The 18,463-nt window shown below is 56.8% G+C and carries 20 protein-coding genes; 7 read left to right on the top strand and 13 right to left on the bottom strand.

All coding sequences use genetic code 11. The annotated features are described in order from the left end of the window. Positions 1 to 186 precede the first annotated feature (186 nt). Genes marR through marB form a run of 3 tightly spaced genes read left to right on the top strand, consistent with a single transcriptional unit; the run spans position 187 to position 1,270 of the window. Positions 187 to 621: a multiple antibiotic resistance transcriptional regulator MarR gene (gene marR / locus O1724_RS11615; protein ID WP_003857182.1), complete on the top strand. Its 435-nt coding sequence runs from the start codon at positions 187 to 189 to the stop codon at positions 619 to 621. Between the two features lie 20 nt (positions 622 to 641). Continuing rightward, on the top strand, positions 642 to 1,022 hold the full coding sequence (gene marA, locus O1724_RS11610; RefSeq protein ID WP_001303241.1) for an MDR efflux pump AcrAB transcriptional activator MarA: 381 nt from the start codon (positions 642 to 644) through the stop codon (positions 1,020 to 1,022). A gap of 32 nt (positions 1,023 to 1,054) precedes the next feature. Then, a complete protein-coding gene (gene marB / locus O1724_RS11605) occupies positions 1,055 to 1,270 on the top strand; it encodes a multiple antibiotic resistance protein MarB (protein WP_003857184.1) in 216 nt (71 codons plus the stop codon). Between the two features lie 38 nt (positions 1,271 to 1,308). On the opposite strand, the gene eamA is transcribed toward marB, so the two are convergent. After that, a complete protein-coding gene (eamA, locus tag O1724_RS11600; protein ID WP_116290835.1) occupies positions 1,309 to 2,208 on the bottom strand; it encodes an O-acetylserine/cysteine exporter in 900 nt (299 codons plus the stop codon). Between the two features lie 193 nt (positions 2,209 to 2,401). Here eamA and ydeE point away from each other — a divergent pair, with 193 nt between their 5' ends. Then, on the top strand, positions 2,402 to 3,619 hold the full coding sequence (ydeE, locus tag O1724_RS11595) for an efflux MFS transporter YdeE (RefSeq protein WP_003857189.1): 1,218 nt from the start codon (positions 2,402 to 2,404) through the stop codon (positions 3,617 to 3,619). Positions 3,620 to 3,665: 46 nt separating this feature from the next. On the opposite strand, the gene zinT is transcribed toward ydeE, so the two are convergent. The 8 genes from zinT to O1724_RS11555 form a co-directional block, all read right to left on the bottom strand. Next, complete coding sequence (gene zinT, locus O1724_RS11590) at positions 3,666 to 4,304, bottom strand: metal-binding protein ZinT (RefSeq protein ID WP_003857190.1); 639 nt, start codon at positions 4,302 to 4,304, stop codon at positions 3,666 to 3,668. A gap of 52 nt (positions 4,305 to 4,356) precedes the next feature. After that, positions 4,357 to 5,055, bottom strand: a complete 699-nt coding sequence (urtE, locus tag O1724_RS11585; protein ID WP_059294158.1) for an urea ABC transporter ATP-binding subunit UrtE — start codon at positions 5,053 to 5,055, stop codon at positions 4,357 to 4,359. A gap of 9 nt (positions 5,056 to 5,064) precedes the next feature. Further along, the gene (gene urtD / locus O1724_RS11580; RefSeq protein WP_015570541.1) at positions 5,065 to 5,862 is read right to left on the bottom strand and encodes an urea ABC transporter ATP-binding protein UrtD; all 798 of its coding nucleotides are present in this window, start codon (positions 5,860 to 5,862) and stop codon (positions 5,065 to 5,067) included. Continuing rightward, complete coding sequence (gene urtC / locus O1724_RS11575; protein ID WP_050870627.1) at positions 5,862 to 6,935, bottom strand: urea ABC transporter permease subunit UrtC; 1,074 nt, start codon at positions 6,933 to 6,935, stop codon at positions 5,862 to 5,864. The genes urtD and urtC overlap by 1 nt, the downstream gene beginning before the upstream one ends. After that, positions 6,935 to 8,509: an urea ABC transporter permease subunit UrtB gene (urtB, locus tag O1724_RS11570; protein ID WP_050870629.1), complete on the bottom strand. Its 1,575-nt coding sequence runs from the start codon at positions 8,507 to 8,509 to the stop codon at positions 6,935 to 6,937. The genes urtC and urtB overlap by 1 nt, the downstream gene beginning before the upstream one ends. A 22-nt stretch (positions 8,510 to 8,531) precedes the next feature. Next, complete coding sequence (gene urtA / locus O1724_RS11565; protein WP_003857201.1) at positions 8,532 to 9,803, bottom strand: urea ABC transporter substrate-binding protein; 1,272 nt, start codon at positions 9,801 to 9,803, stop codon at positions 8,532 to 8,534. 200 nt (positions 9,804 to 10,003) lie between these two features. Further along, entirely contained in the window at positions 10,004 to 11,107 is a 1,104-nt protein-coding gene (locus O1724_RS11560) for a cobalamin-independent methionine synthase II family protein (RefSeq protein ID WP_048240824.1), read from the bottom strand. Between the two features lie 156 nt (positions 11,108 to 11,263). Further along, positions 11,264 to 11,674, bottom strand: a complete 411-nt coding sequence (locus O1724_RS11555; RefSeq protein WP_003857206.1) for a rhodanese-like domain-containing protein — start codon at positions 11,672 to 11,674, stop codon at positions 11,264 to 11,266. Positions 11,675 to 11,747: 73 nt separating this feature from the next. Here O1724_RS11555 and ftrA point away from each other — a divergent pair, with 73 nt between their 5' ends. Continuing rightward, positions 11,748 to 12,746 (top strand): transcriptional regulator FtrA, encoded by a 999-nt coding sequence (gene ftrA, locus O1724_RS11550; protein ID WP_022651184.1) that lies wholly within the window; start codon positions 11,748 to 11,750, stop codon positions 12,744 to 12,746. 148 nt (positions 12,747 to 12,894) lie between these two features. Here ftrA and O1724_RS11545 read toward each other — a convergent pair whose 3' ends face one another. Next, positions 12,895 to 13,257, bottom strand: coding sequence for a hypothetical protein (locus tag O1724_RS11545; RefSeq protein ID WP_003857209.1), 363 nt, complete (start codon positions 13,255 to 13,257; stop codon positions 12,895 to 12,897). A gap of 243 nt (positions 13,258 to 13,500) precedes the next feature. On the opposite strand from O1724_RS11545, the gene O1724_RS11540 reads away from it, so the two are divergent. After that, positions 13,501 to 13,734 carry a DUF2554 family protein gene (locus tag O1724_RS11540; RefSeq protein ID WP_003857211.1) on the top strand — a complete coding sequence of 78 codons (234 nt, stop codon included), beginning with the start codon at positions 13,501 to 13,503 and terminating at the stop codon, positions 13,732 to 13,734. Here O1724_RS11540 and O1724_RS11535 read toward each other — a convergent pair. Both O1724_RS11535 and O1724_RS11530 read right to left on the bottom strand, forming a co-directional pair. Continuing rightward, positions 13,731 to 15,695, bottom strand: a complete 1,965-nt coding sequence (locus tag O1724_RS11535; RefSeq protein ID WP_003857212.1) for a peptidase U32 family protein — start codon at positions 15,693 to 15,695, stop codon at positions 13,731 to 13,733. The genes O1724_RS11540 and O1724_RS11535 overlap by 4 nt on opposite strands. An 80-nt stretch (positions 15,696 to 15,775) precedes the next feature. Next, positions 15,776 to 16,303 carry a helix-turn-helix domain-containing protein gene (locus O1724_RS11530; RefSeq protein ID WP_045336245.1) on the bottom strand — a complete coding sequence of 176 codons (528 nt, stop codon included), beginning with the start codon at positions 16,301 to 16,303 and terminating at the stop codon, positions 15,776 to 15,778. 92 nt (positions 16,304 to 16,395) lie between these two features. On the opposite strand from O1724_RS11530, the gene O1724_RS11525 reads away from it, so the two are divergent. Further along, complete coding sequence (locus tag O1724_RS11525; protein ID WP_023314135.1) at positions 16,396 to 17,562, top strand: benzoate/H(+) symporter BenE family transporter; 1,167 nt, start codon at positions 16,396 to 16,398, stop codon at positions 17,560 to 17,562. Here the strand turns inward: O1724_RS11525 and O1724_RS11520 are convergent. Then, on the bottom strand, positions 17,542 to 18,414 hold the full coding sequence (locus O1724_RS11520; protein WP_003857218.1) for a helix-turn-helix domain-containing protein: 873 nt from the start codon (positions 18,412 to 18,414) through the stop codon (positions 17,542 to 17,544). The genes O1724_RS11525 and O1724_RS11520 overlap by 21 nt on opposite strands. Between the last annotated feature and the right edge of the window lie 49 nt (positions 18,415 to 18,463).

Here is an 18,463-nt window from a genome sequence, read left to right as displayed (position 1 = left end):
CGCAGCGTAACCATAATTGTCTCTCGTAATTCATAACCCCAGATTATCTGTATGATTTAAAAGCGTACAGAATGAGTTCCTGAAGCGTTTTAGCATTTCGTGGCATCGGCCGATTCATTCAGTTGACTTATACTTGCCTGAGCAATAATATCTGCCGTGACTAAACTACTTGCCAGGGCAACCATTGTGAAAAGCACCAGTGACCTCTTTAACGACATAATCCCACTGGGTCGTCTTATTCATATGGTTAATCAGAAAAAAGATCGCCTGCTCAATGACTATCTGTCACCGCTGGATATCACCGCAACACAGTTTAAAGTGCTGTGTTCCATTCGCTGCGAAGTGTGTATCACGCCGGTTGAGCTGAAAAAGGTGCTCTCTGTCGATCTGGGTGCGTTAACCCGCATGCTGGATCGTCTCGTCTGTAAAGGATGGGTAGAACGAAGCCCTAACCCAAATGACAAACGTGGCGTACTGGTGAAACTGACCAGCGATGGCGCGGCCATGTGTGAGCAATGTCATCAATTAGTAGGACAAACACTGCACCAGGAACTGACAAAAAACTTAACGGCGGATGAAGTGGCAACGCTTGAGCTTTTACTCAAGAAAATCCTGCCGTAAACAGAAAAAGAGGTATGACGATGTCCAGACGCAATACTGACGCTATCACCATTCATAGCATTTTGGACTGGATCGAAGATAACCTGGAATCTCCGCTCTCCCTTGAGAAAGTGTCTGAGCGTTCAGGTTACTCAAAATGGCACCTGCAACGGATGTTTAAAAAAGAGACCGGCCATTCATTAGGACAATATATTCGCAGCCGCAAGCTGACGGAGATTGCCCAAAAACTGAAAGAAAGCAATGAGCCGATCCTCTATCTGGCGGAACGTTACGGATTTGAATCGCAACAAACCCTGACGCGTACGTTCAAGAACTACTTTGACGTGCCGCCTCATAAGTACCGTATTACCAGTATGCCGGGTGAATCCCGTTATCTGTATCCACTAAAACATTGCAGTTAATCATCGCCTGTTAAGACGTAACCGAGGAAATCATGAAATTTATCGCCTCCGCCGCCCTCACCTTGCTGGTGCTGGTTTCCGGCCAGAGCTTCGCGGAGCAAACCCCCAGTGCGGGTCAGCAAAATAATCGCGACACCATGATTATGCCGTCCACGCAAAACCAGTCGCCCTGGGACTTCAATCACATGGGCGCTGGCAGCGACAAATCCGACGAATTAGGCGTGCCGTATTACAACCACGACCTGTAATTCGTTTTTGCCCCGCTAATGCGGGGCTTTTTTCTGCCTTAACTCTGCACCCGCGTCGCCCGACGCACCCGCAAGCCAAAGACGTTGATATACAGCCCGGCCATAATCAGCCCTGCGCCACACAGTTGCAGCACGCTGAGCTTTTCATCCAGCAACAGTGCGGCGCTGGCAAGCCCGACCACCGGTACCAGCAGCGATAACGGCGCCACGCGCCAGGTTTCATAGCGTCCGAGCAGCGATCCCCAGATACCATAGCCAATGATTGAGGCAACGAACGCCAGGTAGATTAGCGACAAAATAGTCGTCAGGTCGATTTCCACCAGGCTTTTCAGCATCGCCTGCGGCCCCTCCAGAATAAACGACGCGGCCATAAACGGTACGATGGGGATCAACGCGCTCCAGACCACCAGCGATAATACCGCCGGACGCGCCTCGTGCTGCATTATCAGCTTGTTAAAGATATTGCCGCACGCCCAGCTCAGACCCGCCGCCAGGGTGAGCATAAAGCCCAGCAGCGCGACATGCTGACCGTTGAGGCTGCCTTCAATCAGCACCAGCACGCCAAAGACCGCAAGGCTAATGCCCGCCAGCTGTTTGCCCTGCAAGCGTTCGCCAAAGACAAACGCGCCGAGAATGATGGTAAAGAACGCCTGCACCTGAAGCACCAGCGAAGCCAGGCCCGCAGGCATACCGAATTTAATAGCGCAAAAAAGAAACGCAAACTGACCAAAGCTGATGGTGAGGCCGTAGCCCAGCAGCAGCTTGAGGGGAATTTTCGGGCGGGCGACGAACAGCAGCGCCGGAAACGCCACCAGCAGGAAGCGCAGACCCGCCAGCATCAGTGGAGGCATGTTGTGCAACCCCATTTTGATGACCACAAAATTGAGTCCCCACACCACGACAACCAGCAACGCTAACAGCCCGTCTTTCCGCGTCATTTTCCGCCCCTGAAATATTAAAATTTTGTAAACACTTCAAGGTAACAGAAAAAATAGCCCCGCGAGAAGATCATTAATTCTGGTACTGAAGAGAAGCACTTGCGGATAAATTGGGTGCTATACAAGCTGCCGATCCCATGATAATCCTGTAATAACACAACAAAAAAAGCATAAGCATTTGTCGGGCAGGAAAATGAAACCATCAATCAGGCGCTCAACCGCAGCGCTGCTGGCATCGTCATTGTTATTAACAATTGGCCGCGGGGCAACGCTGCCCTTTATGACCATATATCTTACACGCGTGTACGATATGAGCGTGGAGAATATTGGCTATGCCCTTACCGTGGCGTTGACCATTGGCGTGGTGTTTAGCCTGGGGTTTGGCATCCTGGCGGATAAATTCGACAAAAAACGCTATATGCTGATCGCCATCGTCGCCTTTATCGCCGGGTTTGTGGCCATTCCGCTGGTGAATAACGTGACGCTGGTAGTGCTGTTCTTTGCCCTGATTAACTGCGCCTATTCCGTCTTCTCAACGGTGCTGAAAGCATGGTTTGCCGACGTGCTGACCTCCAGCGAAAAGGCGCGCGTTTTCTCACTCAACTACAGTTTCCTGAACATCGGCTGGACGATCGGGCCGCCGATCGGCACCCTGCTTGTGATGTACAGCCTGCAACTGCCGTTCTGGCTGGCGGCCTTCTGCGCCGCACTGCCGCTCGGGTTTATCCATTTCTTTGTGCAGAAAAGCATAGCCTCGGACAGCCCTGAGGAGAAAATGCCATGGCAACCCTCGGTGCTGCTGAAAGACCGGGCGCTGTTCTGGTACACGCTTTCCGGGCTGCTGGCGTCGTATGTGGGTGGATCGTTTGCCACCTGCATTTCCCAGTATGTCCTCGCTGCACATGCGGACAGTGATTTCGCAGAAAAGGTGGTGGCCGTTGTGCTGCCCGTCAACGCGGCGGTGGTCGTCACCCTGCAATATGCGCTTGGACGGAAGATCACCGCCAGCAATATCCGTCCGCTAATGACCGCCGCGACGCTTTTTTTCATCCTCGGGCTGGGGGGGTTTATGCTTTCCGGCGAGAACCTGATTTACTGGGGGATCGCGGCAGCGATTTTCACCCTGGGTGAGGTTATTTATGCACCGGGTGAATACATGCTGATCGACAATATCGCCCCGCCGGGCATGAAGGCGAGCTACTTCTCCGCACAAGCGCTGGGCTGGCTGGGCGCGGCGGCGAACCCGATGATCACCGGGCTCATCCTGACCCATCTGCCGCACTGGTCATTATTTATCATTATGATGGCCGCCATCATTGCGGCCTGGCTGATGATATTGCGCGGGATGCGCGTGAAAAGTGAAGATAGCGTGTCGAGTAGCGCTGCGCTTACCCGACCTGGAAAACCCTAATCCCAGGCCGGGTAAGGCGAAGCCGTCCCCCGGCAAAACCAACACCTTAGTGGTGCAACATCTCCTCCACCACCTGCTCCTTGTACATCTCATTCGGGTAGTAGGTCGGCCAGTTATCCATCTCTTTCAGCAGCGCCTCGTGGGAGGTGTTGCCCATAAAGATATGGAAGTGTGAAGAGGCTTTCGGCCCGATGATATGGTCGCTGAACTGCACAAACTTAGGCGCCTCGCTCGCGTTATCCTTGCACTCAAACAGGTAGCGCACACCTTTTTTCCCCGACGCATAGGTCAGAATTTTGTAGCCGCTGTAGTCGTAGCGGCAGCTGCTCACCGTTTTGCCTCGGTGGAATTCCATCACGTTGTTTTCAATGCCGATGGCGTCCACGTCCGTCGCGTAACCCTTGCGGTAGTAGGCCTTCACCTCGGCAGCAGATTTTTCTCCCTTCTGCGCTTTCTTTTCGAAAACCGGATCCAGCGAACCATCAAGCAGGAACGGGTAAACAGACTGCCATGTTCCGTCCCAGTCAGACAGCTTCCTGTCCCTGACGTCTTTATCCTCAAAGACGCCGTTTGCCGCCTTCTGTTCCGCCTCCGTCATCTGATGACCGTGCGAATGGGCAAAAAGCGAGCCGCTTACCAGCAGCGTTCCCAAAGTCAGCGCAATTTTTCCAGGTTGTGCAGCCACAGCAAAATCCTCATTCCGTTTTATAAGAATAGGGATGTTATATTATAACATTTCAGATCGCAACCAGCCCGCGAACGCCCTCCTGCTCCATATTCTCCCCGCGCCCCTGCTGGACGATGCTTCCGCGCGACATCACCAGATAGCTGTCGGCCAGCTCTGCCGCAAAATCATAAAATTGCTCCACCAGCAGGATCGCCATATCCCCCCGGTTCGCCAGGCTGCGGATCACCTGCCCAATCTCTTTAATCACCGACGGCTGAATACCTTCCGTGGGTTCATCCAGAATCAGTAACTGTGGACGGCTCGCCAGCGCGCGACCAATCGCCAGCTGCTGTTGCTGACCACCGGAAAGATCGCCTCCGCGTCGGTGCTTCATCTCCTTCAGCACCGGGAAAAGCTGCCAAATCTCCTCCGGTACGCTTCTTGCGTTTCCCGCTGAGAAGCGCGACAGCCCCATCAGCAGGTTTTCTTCTACGGTCAGACGCGGAAAAATCTCCCGCCCCTGCGGAACATACGCCACGCCGGACTGCACTCGCTGGTGCGGTTTACTGTGAGTGATGGTCTTTCCCTGCCAGACGACCTCCCCGGCTTTCACCGGGATCAGCCCCATCAGGCACCTCAGCAGCGTGGTTTTGCCCACCCCGTTGCGCCCCAGCAGGCAGGTAACTTCCCCGACGACCGCCTCAAAGCTCACCCCGCGCAGAATATGACTTCCGCCGTAGTACTGATTCAGTTCGCAAACCTGTAACATCCCCTCTCCTTAACGTCCCAGATAGACGTCAATTACCTGTTCATTGGCCTGTACCTCGCGAAGCGAACCTTCCGCCAGTACCCGCCCCTGATGCAGCACCGTGACGTGGTCGGCGATGGTCTCGACGAAGCCCATATCGTGCTCAACCACCATCAGCGAATGCTTGCCTGCCAGGGTTCGGAACAGCTCGGCTGTGTATTCCGTCTCTGCGTCGGTCATACCGGCAGCGGGTTCGTCCAGCAGTAACAGGTGCGGGTCCTGCACCAGCAGCATGCCGATCTCCAGAAACTGCTTCTGTCCGTGGGAAAGCAGTCCGGCACGGCGATCGCGCTCACTGCCAAGCCGCAGCAAAACCAGCATCTCGTCAATGCGGTCGCGCTGCTCGCCGCTGAGCGTGGCCCGCAGGCTCGCCCAGACGGACCTGTCGGCTTTCATGGCGATTTCGAGGTTTTCTCCTACGGTCAGCGCTTCAAACACGGTCGGCTTCTGGAACTTACGGCCAATGCCCTGACGGGCGATGGCCGCCGGTTCCAGGGCTGTCAGATCGATGGACTGATCGTAAATAGCTTTCCCGCTTTTTGGCCGGGTTTTGCCGGTGATCACGTCCATCAGCGTGGTTTTACCGGCGCCGTTAGGGCCAATGATGCAGCGCAATTCTCCGACGCCGATATTCAGCGAAAGATCGGTCAACGCCTGAAAACCGTCGAAACTGACGTTAATGGCCTCGAGCTGCAACACCGGATCGGTCTGCTCACGGTAACGATCGCCCGGTAGCTGGCGGGTAAAGAGTCCTTCAGAGGGCTGCATTAATTCTCTCCCTTACGAAACAGACCGAACACGCCGCGTGGTAAAAACAGCGTCACGGCGATGAAAATCAGCCCCAGAAACAGCTGCCAGTACTCCGGCATCGCCACGGTGAAAAAGCTCTTCGCACCGTTGACGAGCGCCGCGCCCATCACCGGGCCCACCAGCGTGCCGCGGCCGCCCAGCGCCACCCAGATGGCCGCTTCAATCGAGTTGGTCGGCGACATTTCACCCGGGTTGATAATACCCACCTGCGGAACGTACAGCGCCCCCGCCAGGCCACACAGCACGGCGGAAAGCGTCCAGACCAGCAGCTTGAAACCGCGCGGATCGTAGCCGCAGAACGTGAGACGGTTTTCCGCATCGCGCACCGCCGTTAAAATGCGGCCAAATTTACTCTTCGCCAGCGCGTAGCCTGTGCCCAGGGCCAGAAGCAGCAGCACGACCGTTGCGAGAAACAGCGCGATCCGCGTGGTGGTCGCCGTGACGGAAAATCCGAGCAGCGTGGTAAAGCCGGTAAAGCCGTTATTGCCGCCAAAGCCGGTTTCGTTGCGAAAGAACAGCAGCATGCCCGCATAGGTCAGCGCCTGGGTCATGATGGAGAAATAGACCCCTTTGATCTTCGAGCGGAAAGCAAACCAGCCGAAGACCAGCGCCAGCAGGCCGGGTATCGTCACAATTAACACCAGTGCCCAGGCAAAATGCTGCGTTCCCCACCAGAACCAGGGCAGTTCGCTCCACGAGAGAAACGACATAAACGCGGGCAGCCCGTCTCCGGCCGCCTGGCGCATCAGGTACATGCCCATCGCATAGCCGCCCAGGGCGAAGAATATGCCGTGCCCCAGCGAGAGCATACCGGCATAGCCCCAGACCAGATCGAGGGCCACGGCGACCACCGCGTAGCAGAGGATCTTGCCGATGAGCGTCAACATCCACGTGGAAACGGCCAGCGGATGGGTGGCGGGCAACAGCGCGAGAAAAGGCAGCACCAGCAGCGCCGCAACCAGCAGACTGCCGAAGATTTGCGCGGTGCGCGGTGCCCTGCGCGCCAGTGTTAAGGTCAATGGCTGGCTCATCAGTCTGTCACCCTCCCTTTAAGTGCGAATAACCCCTGCGGACGTTTCTGGATAAACAGAATGATCGCCACCAGAATCAGGATCTTGCCCAGCACGGCGCCCATCTGCGGTTCAAGAATTTTATTGAAGATCCCCAGACCAAAGGCCGCCGCGACGCTACCGGCCAGCTGGCCGACGCCGCCGAGCACCACCACCAGGAACGAATCAATGATGTATCCCTGGCCCAGCTCCGGTCCCACGTTCCCCAGCTGGGACAACGCCACGCCGCCCAGCCCGGCAATGCCGGACCCGAGGCCAAACGCCAGCATATCTACCCGTCCGGTGGGGACGCCGCAGCAGGCCGCCATGCTGCGGTTTTGCGTCACCGCCCGCACGTTCAGCCCCAGACGCGTTTTATTCAGAATGAGCCAGGTGAAGAACAGCACCAGCAACACAAACCCGAGCACCACAATACGGTTCCACGGCAGCGTCAGGTTGGCGAAAACCTGCACCCCGCCGGACAGCCAGGCCGGGTTTGCGACCTCAAGGTTCTGAGCGCCAAAGGTCATGCGCACCAGCTGGATAAGCATCAGGCTGATCCCCCAGGTGGCGAGCAGGGTTTCCAGCGGGCGGCCATACAGATGGCGGATCACCGTGCGCTCCAGCACCATCCCGATACCTGCCGTCAGGCAAAACGCCACCGGCAGCGCCACCACCGGATAGAGCGCCAGCCACTGAGGCATCCACTGCGCCATCACCTGCTGCACCAACCAGGTAGCATACGCCCCGAGCATCAGCATTTCACCGTGGGCCATGTTAATCACCCCCAGCAGACCATAGGTGATAGCCAGCCCGAGCGCGGCCAGCAAGAGTACCGACCCCAACGACAGGCCCATGAAGGCCTGCCCCAGCAGTTCACCCCACATCAGCCGGTGCTGAATACGGTCCAGGCTCTCAGCGGCGGCGGCACGTACCCGTGCGTCCGGCTCGGTTTGCGCCCGGGTGAACGGCGTCAGCGTGGCCTGAACGTCCGGATCGTCAGACTGTCCCAACAGTTCAACCGCGTTGAGGCGCGTTTCCGCCTGCGGACTCGCCAGCTGAAGATTTGCCAGCACCAGCCTCAGCGACTGTCGGGTGACGTCGTCCGTTTCGCGATTAGCCCGCTGTTGCAGAAACCCGAGCATACCCGGCTGGGCGTCACGCTGAAGTTGCCGCGCGGCATGACGCCTTTCGGTGACACTGTCACTTACAAGCTGATGCGTCGCCAGCGCCGTGACGGTTAACACGCGCAGCCGGTTGGTCAGCCGCACGGCTTTGGTCGTTCCTTCGGCGCTCTTTGCCGCGCCCAGGGCAACCATTTCGCCGTCGATGCGGGTAAAAGCCTTCTTCTGGCTGTCGCCATAAAGGTTCTCCTGTTGCAGCGCCTTAAGCAGCGGCAAACGTGCAGGTTCCGGCGTGGCTGCCCAGCGGGTCAGCATGGCGGTCTGCTGGCTGCGGCTAGCGGCAACAAAATCATCGGCATCCGATGCCTGCGCCATCCCTGGCAGCAGTCCGGTAAGCCACACAATCGCAATCATCATGCGCATGGCATTCATGACGTCTCTCCCTGGTGGTGGCTTAGTTGCTGGCGGTTTTCATCGGCTGGTCAGGTTTTTTGTCATTCCCGGCGATAAACGGGCTCCACGGCTGAGCGCGTACCGGCTGTTCGGTTTGCCAGACGACGTTGAACTGGCCGTTGCCTTCGATTTCACCAATCATGACGGGCTTATGCAGGTGGTGGTTGGTGACATCCATGGTCAGCGTAAAGCCGGACGGCGCGTTGAACGACTGGCCCGCCATTGCCGCGCGCACTTTGTCCACGTCGGTTGTCCCCGCTTTTTCAACCGCCTGCGCCCACATATGCAGGCCGACGTAGGTCGCTTCCATCGGATCGTTGGTGACGACGGTATCGGCATTCGGCAGCTTATGGGCTTTCGCGTAGGCTTTGTAGGCCGCGACAAAGGTCTGGTTGGTCGGGTTATCGACGGATTCAAAGTAGTTCCACGCCGCCAGGTTACCCACCAGCGGTTTGGTATCAATGCCGCGCAGTTCCTCCTCGCCCACCGAGAACGCCACAACCGGCACGTCCGTGGCTTTCAGCCCCTGGTTCGCCAGCTCTTTATAGAAAGGCACGTTGGAATCACCGTTGATGGTGGAGACCACCGCCGTTTTACCGCCCGCAGAGAATTTCTTGATACTGGCGACGATGGTCTGGTAATCGCTATGACCAAATGGGGTGTAGACCTCTTCAATATCTTTATCTTCCACGCCTTTCGAGTGCAGGAAGGCGCGCAGGATCTTGTTCGTGGTGCGCGGGTAAACGTAGTCCGTTCCCAGCAGGAAGAAGCGTTTCGCGCTGCCGCCGTCCTCGCTCATCAGGTACTCCACCGCCGGGATCGCCTGCTGGTTAGGCGCCGCGCCGGTATAGAAGACGTTAGGTGACATCTCTTCACCTTCGTACTGCACCGGATAGAACAGCAAACCGTTCAGCTCCTCAAAAACCGGCAGAACCGATTTACGCGATACGGAGGTCCAGCAGCCAAACACCACGGCGACCTTATCCTGGCTCAGAAGCTGGCGGGCCTTTTCGGCAAACAGCGGCCAGTTGGAGGCCGGGTCAACCACCACCGGCTCCAGCTTTTTCCCGAGCACGCCGCCTTTGGCGTTAATTTCATCGATGGTCATCAGGGCGACATCTTTCAGGGGCGTTTCTGAAATGGCCATCGTGCCGGAGAGTGAGTGCATGATCCCGACTTTAATGGTCTCTGCGGCCTGGACGCCAAAACTGACCCCCATGGCGACCACGGAGGCGGACAAGGCGAACGCTTTTATAAAGGTACGACGGTGCATATTTTCACTCCTGAAAAAGAAAGCTGTGCGAAGACGTCCGTTACCGCCCGGACGCAGAAAAAGTAACGTCAGTTTCAGGAGAGCAAAAAGGGTGCCAGGTTGCAGAGGCAGGATTTAAACGGGTTCGAAGAGAGGATTTACGGTAAACGACTCAGAATGGTACAGCGCTGCACTGTAATAATGCAGCGCTGTGAACGGCGTTACCAGACGTCGCTGGCGATTTTCGTCACCAGGCGAATTTTATCCCACTGCTGGGCTTCGCTCAGGCTGTTACCCTCTTCCGTGGAGGCAAATCCGCACTGCGGGCTGAGGCAAATCTGCTCTTTCGCCACGTAGCGCGCAGCCTCTTCCAGACGCGCTTTCACCCCTTCCGGGTTCTCCAGTTCACCGTGCTTGGTGGTGATCAGCCCCAGCACCACCTGCTGTTTACCCGGGCGCACAAAACGCAGTGGCGCAAAGTCGCCGCTACGGTCGTTGTCGTACTCCAGGAAGAACGCGTCGACGTTCACCGTGCCGAACAGCACCTCCGCCACCGGCTCATAGCCGCCTTCGGAAATCCAGGTTGAGCGGAAGTTGCCGCGGCAGACGTGCAGCCCGATGGTCAGGTCGTCCGGTTTGCCCTCCAGCGCCTTATTCAGCACCCGGGCATAGGTTCGGGCAAGTTCGTCTGCATCGTCACCGCGCTCGCGGATCTGGCGGCGCTGGTCTTCTGAACAAAGGTAGGCCCAGACGGTATCATCCAGTTGCAGATAGCGGCAGCCTGCATCGTAAAAGGCCCGAATGGCATCGCGCCAGGTTGTCGCCAGATCGTCAAAGTAATCCTTCAGATCCGGGTAGACCGTGGCATCAATATCCTTGCGGCCACCGCGGAAGTGCAGCACGCTCGGGCTCGGAATGGTCATCTTCGGCTGTGCGTTACCGCTGATGCTTTTGAGGTAGCGAAAATCTTCCAGCATAGGATGATCGCCGAAGCCCAGTTTGCCCGTTACGCGCACGCCGTGGGCTTTGGTCTGCACCCCGTTGAACTGAATGCCCTGCTGCGAATCATAACGCTCTACGCCCTGTAGCCCGTCAAAGAAGTCAAAGTGCCACCAGGCGCGGCGGAATTCACCGTCCGTTACCACATGCAGACCGCAGGCGCACTGCTGTTCGACAACATGGCGAATGGCCTCGTCCTCAACCGCGCGAAGCTGACCGGCATCGATCTCACCGCTGGCAAATTGCAGACGGGCCTGTTTAACAGAGTCCGGGCGTAAAAAACTGCCGACTACATCGGCGCGGTACGGGGCGTGGTGTCGCTGCATGGAAATCTCCTCTGTCTGTCGGCGTTAATTGCCCACAGTGATAATTCATCTCTTGAACATTTAGACTTCTGGATGTCTAAACGTCCTAAAAAGATGTCATACCGGCTCGCCGCCGACAAACGAGAAAATTTCATCTGTGTTGAAATAAATTCATGTTCACAGGGCGGGCGATGAAGATCCTGCAAACGCGAACCGCTCATCTTCCCAGCCGGTCATGCCCCCGAGCATAATCTTAACCGGCAGACCCAGACGCGCCAGCTTCAGCGCCGCCCTGTCCGCCCCGTTGCAGTGCGGGCCTGCACAATAGACGACAAACAGCGTGCCCTCTGGCCACGCTGTCATCCGCTCGGCGGTGATCTGGCTCCAGGGTAAATGCAGCGCGCCGGGCAGATGCCGCCGGGCAAAATGTTCAGGCTTCCCGACAACGTGCAGCAGAACAAAGTCCTGCTCACCGCTGGATACCGCGTGATGGACATCGGCGCAGTCCGTCTCGACGCTCAGACGACGCAGAAAATGCCCCACGGCTTCCTGCGGCTCAGCAGCCGGAAATTCAGTAACATAGCTCATGAATCTTCCTCATTTGTGGTGTTTGTGTTAACACTACTCTATCCCTTAATTCAGCACATGAATGCGTCCGCCTATGCCAGAAAACAGCAAAAAGATGACAAACTTAAGACATCCCTCGCCGCGCGCGGTCGTGCTGGCATATGACGGTTTATGTACCTTTGAGTTTGGCGTGGCGGTAGAAATCTTTGGCTTGCCGCGCCCGGAGATGGGCGATGACTGGTATCAGTTCGCCGTGGCGAGCGTGGATGGCGGCGAGCTCCGGGCAACGGGCGGGATCCGTATTCTGGCCGACGGCGATCTGCGTCTGCTTGAAACGGCGGATCTGGTTGTTGTACCCGGCTGGCGAGGGCTGGATGAACCCGTACCCGAAGCGCTCTGCCAGGCGCTCCGCGCGGCGCATGCCCGCGGCTGCCAGCTACTCTCGATCTGTTCTGGCGTTTTCGTTCTGGCAGCCTCAGGCCTGCTTGACGGGCGGAAGGCAACCACCCACTGGCGCTACACGCAAGCTCTGAAAACACGCTTTCCCGCCATCACCGTGGTCGAAGATGTGCTCTACCAGGACGAAGGCGATATTCTCACTTCCGCCGGCAGCGCCGCGGGGATTGATCTGTGTCTGCACGTGGTGCGCCGGAATTACGGTATGGAGGCAGCAAACCGCGTGGCGCGTCGACTGGTGATCCCGCCCCATCGGGACGGCTCGCAAACCCAGCAACTTAGCCGACCGGTGGCTCAGTTGCGGGAGAGCCAGCGCCTAGGCCAGCTGTTCGATTATCTTCACCAGCATCTGGCCGTTTCCCATACCGTCGAATCGCTGGCCCTGCGGGTGGGTATGAGTCAACGCACCTTTCTGCGCCGTTTCCAGGACGCGACCGGGACAACGCCCGCGCGCTGGTTATTGACTGCGCGATTGCAGCGGGCAAAAGATTATCTCGAAAACAGTCGGCTCAGCATTGATAATATTGCGGAACAAACCGGATTTGGACAAAGCGCCACGCTGCGCCACCATTTCCGGCAGCAATTTGCGCTTTCGCCCGCGCAATATCGCAAACAATTTTTACAGCCGGTACGATAAACGGGCAAAAAAAAACCGCCATAATCTGGCGGTAAATGCTTGCATGGATAGATTTGTATTTTGGTATCTACGCTCCGGTATTCCCTACCGGGATGTGGATCACCAGCAATCTACCACTGTGAGCCTCAACGAAGCATAAACGAATCGATTAACCCGCTTTGGTATTAATTTGCAGATAACGCATCAGCCCCTGATCTGCACTCTGGCGGGCATCATCATTAATCGCTTCGAGATAAAACGCACGAGAGACCCCATACGGTGCCTGCTCGGGTGGGTAAACGGCGAACTGGAAGGTTTTGCCTCTCGCCTTATTGGTACAGCCCAGCTCCCAGCGATCTTCACTTACCTGGGTGCTATTACATTCGACACGTCCGTAATCGCTGGTTAAATACGATCCGACACGGCTTTTTGCTGACTGAATATATTCTGGTTCTTCATTTGAATAGATGCTGGCCGCAGCACCCACCGCAACCACTACGCCCAGAAGTGATAGCACGATTATTTTTTTCATTTATTCGATCCAATCCTTAGCCAGAAAAATCTTATTGTAAATGATTTCCCAATAAATCTAGTTGTTCTTTGCATACCAGAAATGGGAGTTTACAACGTCGATATCGCTTTTAAGAATAGTCTTAAGCGCGTTTTATTGCGACCACAATTTTTGACACTCTATTTTCTCAAATTTAAAGAGTCGAATAATTACTCTATGAAATTATCCCTACGATGACCGTAGCGTATTTTCAGGGGATAAAGGATGTTCAGAAAAGAATTTTCGCTACTGCTGGTGATTAGCGCCCTGTTCTCAGGACAGATTATGGCGGAGCACAAAGGGCATGAATTTGTGTATGTGAAAAACGCCGACCATCAGCTTCGTCATGAAGCTGACAGCGACGAGTTACGCAGCGCGGCTGAGGAGTCTGCGGAGGGGTTGCGCGAGCACCATACCTGGCAGAAATCGCGCAAACCGGATACCCACTCTGCGGGTTAGCTGCCTTTACGCTTCGGCAGGGTCTTCATCAAATCGTCAGGGCTGACGGAGGCCACAATGCTTCCCGGCGGCGGCATTTTGAAGATGTGATTCTTCATCTTGCCGATAACGTGCATTTCACACGGACGGCAGTCAAACTTCAGCGTCAGCACTTCATCGCCATTCACCAGCTGCATCGGCGTCGCTTTCCAGCTTTTAATATTGCCTTTCGCCTGTTTCGGACAAAGGTTAAAAGCAAACCGCAGGCAGTGTTTGGTGATCATCACCGGCACATCGCCCTTCTCTTCATGCGCTTCATACGCGGCGTCAATCAGCTGCACGCCGTGACGATGATAAAACGCACGCGCTTTGTGGTTGTATACGTTCGCGAGGAAAGAAAGATGCGTGTCCGGGTAGACCGGCGCAGGCACCGCTTCGGCCTTACGGCTGCCGCGCGAATAGTTTGCCAGGCGTACTTCATCCAGCATCTCGGCCGTTTCACGGCGGAACTGGTTCAGCAGGCTGTTCGGCACGAACAGCGCGTCCGGCAGATTCACCTCAATATTGCGCGCGTAATAAATGGTCTGCCCCAGCTTCGCCACGCCATCCTTGAGGTTGTTGAGCGCTTTCTCCGCATTGTTCGCCACCTCGAACAGGCCGTCGAGTGTATGCGTCACGCTGATGCCGTCTTCGCAGGTCATGGTCAGGATCAGCTGCTCTTCCCAGCCCCCCAGCGCGATATCCACCGCAATGCGGCGCTCGCTGGAGGTCTTGAGCAAGGCCTGCTGCCAGTTGTGATCCAGGTTACGGTTAAGCGCCGCATTAGGACGGGCTTTGTAGAGATCGGCAGGCATTTCGTTCGGCCAGACGCGATAGCGATTTTCGCCGGTTTTCTCCACCGTATTGGCGCGGAAACCCACTACTTCACGTTTGATCATCACGTTGAGACCATCGCCGTTCGCCAGCGGCTCTGTCACCTGAACGTCAAGATGATCTTTCGCCACTTTCAGCACTTCACCCACCGGCAGGCCGATAAACTTCGGTGAGTCGAACGCGCCAATATCCCCTTTACGGGCATTCACGAAATAGTCCGTGCTGCCGCGGTGGAAGGTTTTGTCCGTAGACGGAATAAAGAAATGCTCTGTACGCCCGGCGGAGGCGCGCGCCAGATCACCGCGATCGTCGATGATGGCATCCAGCATCTGACGATAATGGGCGGTGATATTTTTCACGTAGCTCATGTCCTTGTAGCGCCCTTCAATTTTGAAGGAGCGTACGCCAGCATCGATCAGCGCACCGAGGTTCGCCGTCTGATCGTTATCTTTCATCGACAGCAGGTGTTTTTCGAATGCCACCACGCGGCCCTGATCGTCTTTCAGGGTATACGGCAGACGGCAGGCCTGAGAGCAGTCGCCCCGGTTAGCGCTGCGCCCCGTCTGGGCGTGAGAGATATTACACTGCCCGGAATAGGCCACACACAGCGCACCGTGGATAAAGAATTCAATGGTCGCGTCGGTCGCCTGATGGATATCGCGGATCTGGTTCAGGTTCAGCTCGCGCGCCAGCACAATCTGCGTAAACCCGACGTCCGAAAGAAACTTCGCCTTCTCGACGGTGCGGATATCGCACTGAGTGCTGGCGTGCAGCTCAATCGGCGGGATATCCAGTTCCAGAACGCCCATATCCTGAACGATCAGGGCGTCAACGCCGGTCTGGTAGAGATCGGTGATCAGACGCTGCGCGGGCTCCAGCTCATCATCATGAAGAATGGTGTTCAGGGTCACAAACACCTTCGCCCCGAAACGGTGAGCGAACGGTACCAGCTCGGCAATGTCGCGCAGGCTGTTGCTGGCGTTATGCCGGGCACCGAAGCCAGGGCCGCCAATGTAGACGGCATCCGCACCGTGAAGAATGGCTTCACGGGCAATGGCGGCGTCGCGGGCCGGGCTTAGCAGTTCAAGATGATGGGAGTGCAGGCGCATACTTCGTCGTTATCCGTTATGGTCAAAATGGCGGCTATTGTAGTCAGAAGTCTGTGTCAGTGAAACCGTTTTGCGACGCTTTAGCGGGGATAATGGATCAGGGAGTGAAAATGCACCGTCCGGGCGCTGCTGTTGCGGTACGCGTGCGGTTTATCGCCGGCAAAACGCACGCCGGAATCAGCGTATATTGTGCGCCAGACACCGTCGATCTGCATATCCAGCTCACCGCTTATCACCACCACATGTTCGATCACCCCGGCTTCGTGCGGCGTGGACTCGCTCAGCGCGCCGGGCGACAGGGTGATGGAGAAATGGTCGAACTTAAGCTGTTCATCCCAGGGGAAAAGCGGTTTCACCACCATCGCCTGCTGCTGCGGATCGAATACCGCCTGCGGTTCGCTTTCTGGAGTGATAAACGCCGAAAAAGGTACGTTCAACCCGGTGGCGATTTTCCACAAGGTAGAAACCGTCGGGCTGGACTCATTGCGTTCGATTTGCCCAAGCATTGCTTTCGACACGCCCGTCTCTTCCGCCAGTTTTGACAGGCTCCAGCCCCGCGCCTGACGCAGCGCTTTCAGTGTGGTTGCCAGGTGTTGAGTGATATCCATAGTTCCTCCCGTTGCGGCAAAGCATACCACTTGTACGCTATAGCGCACAGTGATACCTTATCCCGGACGTTATAACGCACAACGGAGTTTCCATGCGATCGACTGCCTCTCTCTTTCCTGCCGTGCTGGCCGGTTTTGTTGCCGTTCTGGTGGGCTATGCCAGCTCTGCCGCCATTATCTGGCAGGCGGCTGCGGCGGCTGGCGCCAGTACACAGCAAATCGCCGGATGGATGACCGCGCTAGGGCTCGGGATGGGGATCAGCACGCTGGCATTGTCGTGGTGGTATAAAGCCCCCGTGCTGACCGCCTGGTCGACTCCTGGCGCGGCGTTGCTCGCCACCAGCCTGCATGGCGTGACGCTGGCGGAAACCATCGGGGTATTTATATTCGCGAATACGCTGATTCTGCTGTGCGGCGTCACCGGCCTGTTTGCCCGGTTGATGAAACTGATCCCGCACTCGCTTGCCGCCGCTATGCTGGCGGGCGTGCTGTTACAGTTTGGCCTGAAGGCATTCAGCAATCTTGAGGGACACATTTTTCTTTGCGGCAGTATGCTGGCCGCCTGGCTGGTGGCCAAAGCTGTAGCGCCCCGGTACGCCATTGTCGCCACGCTGCTGGTGGGCGTGTTCGTTGCCTGGGCTGGAGGTGACGTTGTCACGAACAGGATGACGTTATCGGTCATCATGCCGGAATTCATTGCCCCTGCGTTCACCTTCACCAGCCTGATCAGCATCGGCTTACCCTTCTTCCTGGTGACCATGGCGTCGCAGAATGCGCCCGGCTTCGCCACCATGCAGGCATCGGGCTATCCGCTGGCGGTCTCACCGCTGATCGTTGCCACAGGCGGGCTGGCGCTGCTGTTGTCCCCCTTCGGCGTCTATTCTATATGCATCGCCGCCATCACCGCCGCCATCTGCCAGAGCCCGGACGCCCACCCGGATGCCAGTAAACGCTGGCTGGCTGCGGCGGCCGCAGGTGGGTTTTATCTGCTGGCGGGGGTGTTCGGCGGGTCGATTTCGGGGCTGATGGCCGCCCTGCCGCTGAGCGGCATCCAGACGCTGGCCGGGCTGGCCCTGCTCGGCACTATCAGCGGGAGTTTGTATCAGGCACTGAATCATGAAGCAGAGCGCGACGCGGCGATCGTCACCTTCCTGATGACCGCCAGCGGCGTCACGCTCCTGGGGATTGGCTCCGCCTTCTGGGGGCTGGTGTTGGGAGGGATCTGTTACGCCGTCTTCTCACGCCTTCGCCGCGCGTAGCTGTGACGGCGTAATGCCGGTCATGCTGCGAAAACGGTTACTGAAATGGCTGGCGGAGTTAAATCCGCAGGCCAGCGCGATGTCGGTGAGCGGCGTGGTCGTGTGCTGCACCATCGCTTTGGCCTTCTCCATGCGGCGCTGCATAACGTACTGATGCGGCGCCAGGCCCATCGACTGGCGGAACATCCGCGCAAAGTGATACTCACTGAGTGCGGCCTGGCCCGCCAGTTCCGCCAGCGTTAAGGGTTGCGCCAGGTTTTCCTCGATAAAGGCCAGCACGTTGCGCAGCACAAACGGCGATAACCCGCCGGTCACTACCGGCAGCTTCCACTGTACGCTGGAATAGTGCTGGACTAAATGCGTCAGCAATAAGGTCGACGCGGTGCTCAGGGTGAGCTGATTGGCGTTTTGCTGCCAGTCGCAGCCGAGCAAAAACTGGCGATAAAGGGCGGTGATTTTCGGATCGCTGCCGAATATTTTTTCCTCCAGCGTCAGCGATAGCGGTCGTTTATCCCAGATTTTCTCCCCCACGTCCCGCAGGTGTTCATCGGTGCAGTAGAGGTGCACGAACGACAGGTCGTCACGAATATCCCACGTGGATTCGCTCTCTTCCGGCATCAGACAAAAACGATCCGGCCCACCGCCATTTTTCCAGCCACCCGGCGTTTTTTGATAGCTTTCATAGCCATCTGCCACGTACAGGCTAAGGGTGTGATGGTTGCTTTTCACGGTGATCGTGTCGTGCTTGTTGTACCACGCCGCCAGTTGAATGCCAGTATTGAGCGCGACGGTTTCCCGCAGCACCGCATTTTGTTGGCGTAACGTTTCAAAGGTGTCGTAAACGAGAGACATGGCCGTAAACAGGTGATTAATCAGACTGTCAGTCTAAGAAGTGTTGCAG

The organism is Enterobacter cloacae complex sp. HYC074_NIDB (assembly GCF_056673345.1).
This window is presented reverse-complemented; position numbering and strand designations above follow the sequence as displayed.